The following is a 5,867-nucleotide window of genomic DNA, read 5'->3' on the forward strand; positions in this document are numbered from 1 at the left end:
CCAGCCCGGCACGCGGGCCATCATCGTCGAAGCTGAATACAGATCGCTCGCCATCTACCAGACTGATGGTGGCGCTGTCTGTGACGCTATCTCCATCGCCATCCACCCGGGTTACGCTGTATCGCAAACCCAGACTGTTCTGGCCGCTCAACAACAGTGACAGCGATTCATCAAACAGGCCGGTGTTACCGTGAGACAATGCCTCAAACTGGGTGGTCTGCAGCTGCGCAACGCCATCCACCTCCACTATCTTGATGCTGAACACCACATCACCGTCACCATCCACCCCTTGCAGCTCGGTCGCGCTCACGGCATTGAGAGTAATCGCACCGCCATCGGTCGCCGACAGGTTGGTCTCGACACCCTCGCTGCCCACGCCCACAAAACTGAAGCTACCTGTCGTACTGCCTGCACCATCAGCGCCATAGCTGCCACTGCTGGTAAAGAGTGACAATAGACCGCCAGCTATCGTAGTGGTGGCCTGTGCCAGTGCCCCGCTCACATCGTCACTGACGTAACCATCATCCACATCGTTACTGCTGTAGGTGTCTCCCTTGCCAACGGTCTCGTCCTGGCTCACCGACAAGCCGCCAAACTCAGCCTCTTCCGCCACGCCTACACTCTGGCTTGGAACATCATCCTGCACTGCAATATCCAGAGTGGCGCTGGTCGTGTCTCCATCGTCATCCGTCAGTGTCACTACGAGATTTTCACCCAACTGAATGTCGTTGGCTGGTTGTTGATGAGCTTCGTTATCAAGAAGGGTATAGCTGTAAGTTACTGTGCCATTACCCGTAACCGGATCGTAGGTGATGGCCGTAATTTGCAATGTGTTGCCCAAAGGGGTATCAACCGACTGCGGTAAGGTCAGGACTGCGCCATTACTGATCAGCTGAAGTCCCCCCACACTCAGTAGCTGAACCCCATCAGGAGCATTGAAGGTAAATGTGCCACTTTGAGTCAATTTGGCAGCATCTGGTGCAGAGCCATCTGCCAGATTGGCATCACTCACCTGCACTTCCCCACCTTCAACAGCCAACCCTTGCAGATTTACCCCTTCATCGACCGGAGTAATAGTAATCACAAGAGTTGACGATACGGTGTCCTGCCCATCGGTTACTTGATAAGTAACAGCAGGTACTGCCCCGTCATAGTTGGTTGCCGGTGTAAATGTGTAACTGCCATCTGCATTGATGATCAAGGTTCCAACACCGGTAATTGTTGCAGCAACACCAGCTGGAACTCCGATATTGATCCCCCAGTCATAAGAGACGATCGTGGCGGTAGTCGGTCCGTCAGGGTTGGTACTGTTATCCAGAAGATTGCCGCTGATAGGCGAGTCCTCCTGGGTAGTCACTGTTTCATCCAGGTCTGCCAGTACATTTACCAACAGCGGGTCCACAGCCTGAGCTTGATCAAGTACAGGTGTCGTATCGTAGGTTGTATCGAAACCGGCAGCGGCTATTGTGGCATCTCCGACACGGTCGATAGTGACAAACCCACCATTACCACTCGTTCCAGCGACCCCACCAATCCCACCACCGCCGCCACCACCACCAGCTGCAGGAGCACCACCTGCGGCTGACGCTTCAAAGTTTTGAGTCGGGTCAACACCTTGCAAGATTGATTTTTGCAAAGCCGCTATATCGGAAGGCGCTCCATCACCATTGGCATTTGTACCACCCTGCGGCTGATCGGGTTGAGCCTCATTGGTACCGGTTGGCTGGTTCTTTGCGGGGGAATCATCGTAGGGTGAGAAGGCCAACTTGGCATCATCGGCTATGACCAATTTGGCGCCGGGTTGTAAAATCTCGCCTTTTTGCAAAGGACGCTGAGTTCCATCAGCCAGCACTATCTCTACATTGCCTTCAACACCCGATACAACGACGGTTTTATCGATGACTTGAGTTCGCATATCCATTGCTCCAAGGTGGTGGATCTCGCTGGATACACCTTAGAAGCACTTACCAACTCTAACCGTTGCAAAAAATATATATATTGGCGGGACAGGGATGTTCAAGAATGAACCAAATCGAACGAAGCTGTTTTTTCCTTTAATATCAAAACACTAACAAAAGACCTTATTGAGGCCTTATTCCACTTTTTCATTCACTAATGACAGATTGATTTTAGGAACAATATAAAAAGCGGCCCTTAAGGCCGCTTTGATTCAGAAAACGTCGTTTCAGGATAAGGGGAACGCTGGGTGAACAAATCCTTGATATCCATCGATATGAAGTTTGGAGAGTAGTTCCACTTGCTGCTGGTCTTCCACCCGGGTGGCAATGGTCAGAACACCGGCATTGTGGGCTGCACGACAAACAGCAGCAAGGAAGGAGGTATCTGCCCCCGGCTCCATTACCTGGCTGGTATAGCCATGATCCACCTTCACATAAGCAGGGGCCAACTCTTCCAGATAACCGAGGGACTGGAAGTGGCGACCATAATGATCAACACCCCATTCGAAACCAAGCTGACGCAATACCTGAACCAGTGCCGTCACTTGCTCTCGATGTTTCACAATCGCCGCCTCCGGAATTTCAAACAGCAGACGTCCCTGCAAATTTACATGCTCCGAGAGGAATTCTGGCAACCACACCAGGAAATCATCAGAGCAAAGTGAACCAGCGGTAATATTGATGGCCAGCGTCAGCTCGGCATCTTGTTGCAACAAGCCGATACTGGACTCCAAAATAGCCTGGTCAAATTCACTCCCCAGTTTGAACTGTTCAATAGCAGGCAAGAATTGTCCTGCAAAATAATCCGTTCCATCGCGCGAAATAGAGGCAAACAGTTCGGCATGCATGCGAGAACCATTATCAAAGCGGCAGGCGGGTTGTGCCTTGAAGCGCCAAAGATGACGGTTAATCGCATCTTGCACCAGATCGCGCCATGCCAGACGCCCCATCATGCCCTGGCTATCTCCACCTTCAATAACAACCGCCCCACGACGCTCATTACGGGCTTTACCAAGTGCATTATCTGCCTTGGTCAACAGAGCTGAGAGATCATCGTTACCATCACGGCCCGCAATACCGATAACAGAGAGTGGATTGCCCTCCTCCATCGGATTAACCACCAGGTCAGCAATGCGGGAGTTAATAATCTCTGCCAGTTCTTTGAGCTGCTCAAAATCATCAGTCGGGCATAATAATGCATACTCAGTTGCCGAAATTCGTGCAACAGCGGCACCATCCCATCCCTTAAGCTGCTCGCGCAACACTTGGGCGATGGACTTGACCATATTGTCACGAGCCGCAAAACCTTCATCACGGTAGATATCTTCCAGCATATCCACCGCAACCAGCATAACCCCACCTTGACCAGCTTCAGCAATCCAAGCATTTACTTGGCCAACAAAATAGGCTCGATTACCCAAACCGGACACCGCATCAACATAGACGCGCTCACGCAGTTTTTCGGCCTCTTCAGCCTGTTCTTTGAACTGCACAGCCAGCTTGCCGGAGAGAATATTGATGGCCTGAACAACTTGCTTCAGCTCATGAGTCCGAGGTTCGGGGATGGTATGACCAAAATGGTGCAACTCAATCTCGACGGCCTGGTCACAAATCTGTTTGAGCGGCTTTAACAGGAAATTAAGCGCTCGCATCAACAAAATAGTGGTAATGAGAAAGCCAATCACGAACCAAGTTGCCAATTCGCTCATGCCCACCCACAGCTCGTGATAAGCCTGGCCCGGATGACCGACCACCTTCAATTTGCCTAGCTGTAGCCAACCAGATGTCAGAATCGACTCGTTGGAGACTTCAGGAAACAATCCCAATTTAATAAACCAGTCAGGTACACCCTGAATACGGCTACTGTTCTCTTCTTCAATCACATCTTTCGAGGCAAGCAGATCAAGCCGCACAATACGATAATAACCACCGTCAAATATCGCCTTGATCACCGACTCGGCACCGACTTTGTCTCCGTTTTCCAGATAGGGAGTCAGAGCCAGCCCCAGTGACGTCGCGGTGTTAATCACCGTTGTTTCCTGCTGCTGTGCAAGATAGGAGCGCGTCGAATTGAATTGCACCCAATAGGTGGCTGCAAACAACAAGCCAAACAACAGCAACATGGTGGCCAATAACTGTCTGTAGAGCGTCATAGGTTAATCATCCAAATTCACCACAGGCCGAGCCAATCGCCCTGATGTCATGCGATTGCGTAAATCATTCCATAACCCCAAGCGGGATGAATCGCCAGCCAGTTCCCCTTGGCCTCGCGCTTTCATCAACCACAAGTGACTACCGTTAAAACTGAAAACAGGCACAAGGTCATGCCGCTGGGTAGCGGGACGAATTGAGCCTATTAAATTGTCCAATATAACTGGAACTGACGACGGTGTTTCGTAATAGGCTACGACCATATGAAACTGGTTATAATCGAGGGCCTTGACGTACACCATTCGCATCTTCTCATCCGGAATACCGAGTTCAAGCAAGGTGGAATACTTGGCAATACTGAAATCTTCACAATCACCACCGGAAGCCCCCAAAAACTCCAATGGGGTTGCCCAATAATCTTTTTTACGCCACAACTTTATATCGTCAATAAAACGCATCTGATTAAAGAAGTGATTCACCTTTTCCAGCTTTTGACGTTCACTTAATCCAGCATCCTTGTTTTGCTGTACCAGTGTGCGCCAGGTAGTGACTCTCTTCCCTGCCCGAATGCCATAGGTCTGCTCAGCTCGCTTGATCAACTGCATATCTTCCTGAGTCAACGGTTGGCTGGCTGAGAGCAATAAAGAGAGAGGGAGTAGGAATAACCACAGAGAAACACGCACCATTCGCATCAAATTGCGACTAGCGCCAAACCGGGCATGATAAATACCAACAGATGACAACCAGAAAGTCACATCATTTGCCTGCCGCATTGTTGGTGAAACACTCCTGCACAAATCCCCCGGTTTGAGCCAGACAGGATGGCATTATTGGTACCGCCATCCTGTCTGCAATTGCCCTGACCAAAAGGACAACTGAACGCCGATTTACTGCTTGGCCTGCCACTCGGTAGGCTGTTTGAAGTTGAACGCATTAAGCAGACTGCCCGTCGCATTCAAAATGCGATAGTCAGCCAGCAATGAGTCATATTCGGCAGTGATATAACTGCGGCGCGCTTCAAACAGTTCGTTCTCGGTGTTCAATACATCCAGCAAGGTACGCTGTCCCAAACCAAACTGCTTCTTGTATGCCTGAACAGTGTCATAGCTTGCATCCACGTGCTCTTTCAAGAAGGTTTTCTGTTTGGCCAGTGACTCTTTGGCGTTCCACGCAAGACGAGTACCCTCTTCAACTTGACGGAAAGCATTCATATGAATGTCTTTTGCCTGAGAGTACAGCGCGGATGTCGCATTGCTTTGTGCCACATCGGAACCACCACGGAACAGGTTGTAACGCATCCGCACCATCGCGGTCAGATCGTCGTTACGGCCTTTAACAGCATTGATATCCTCGTTCCAGTTCTGATCGACCTCAAAAGTCACATCAGGATAGAAACCGGACTTGGCACCTTCATGCTGGTACTTGGCTGCTTCGATATCCTGCAAAGAGGAAAGCAGAGTGGGATGAACCTCGGTGGCTGTCTTCAAAGCACTCTCGAGTGACGGCGGAAGCAGCTCTGTATTCGGTGTCGGTTGAACCAGGTCTTTTGGCACCTCATTGACGACACGAATAAATTCACTTTCCGCATCACGATAATTGTTTTCTGCCGCAGCCTGGTTGGAATAGGCTCGAGCCACACGTCCATCGATCTGGGTCTGGTCAGCAGTAGAACCAAGACCTGAATCAGTACGTTTGCGGATATCGCTGCGGATCTGCTCGTGGGTCTCGAGGTTTTGCTTGGATAGCTCCAGGATCTCC

4 protein-coding genes are annotated in these 5,867 nt (G+C 50.5%); all 4 read right to left on the minus strand.

What is annotated here, in order from left to right:
- Window positions 1-1,915, minus strand: a 1,915-nt coding sequence (locus LG31_RS20845) for a retention module-containing protein (protein ID WP_238567492.1), incomplete at its 3' end; no start/stop codon positions are given.
- A 270-nt stretch (window positions 1,916-2,185) separates the two neighbouring features.
- Complete coding sequence (locus LG31_RS0107520; RefSeq protein WP_033113868.1) at window positions 2,186-4,111, minus strand: EAL domain-containing protein; 1,926 nt, start codon at window positions 4,109-4,111, stop codon at window positions 2,186-2,188.
- Between the two features lie 3 nt (window positions 4,112-4,114).
- Window positions 4,115-4,801 carry a transglutaminase-like cysteine peptidase gene (locus tag LG31_RS0107525; protein ID WP_033113871.1) on the minus strand — a complete coding sequence of 229 codons (687 nt, stop codon included), beginning with the start codon at window positions 4,799-4,801 and terminating at the stop codon, window positions 4,115-4,117.
- Between the two features lie 195 nt (window positions 4,802-4,996).
- On the minus strand, window positions 4,997-5,867 hold an 871-nt coding region (locus LG31_RS0107530; protein WP_033113869.1), incomplete at its 5' end, for a TolC family outer membrane protein.

This window comes from Aeromonas lacus, from assembly GCF_000764665.1.
GTDB lineage: Bacteria > Pseudomonadota > Gammaproteobacteria > Enterobacterales > Aeromonadaceae > Aeromonas > Aeromonas lacus.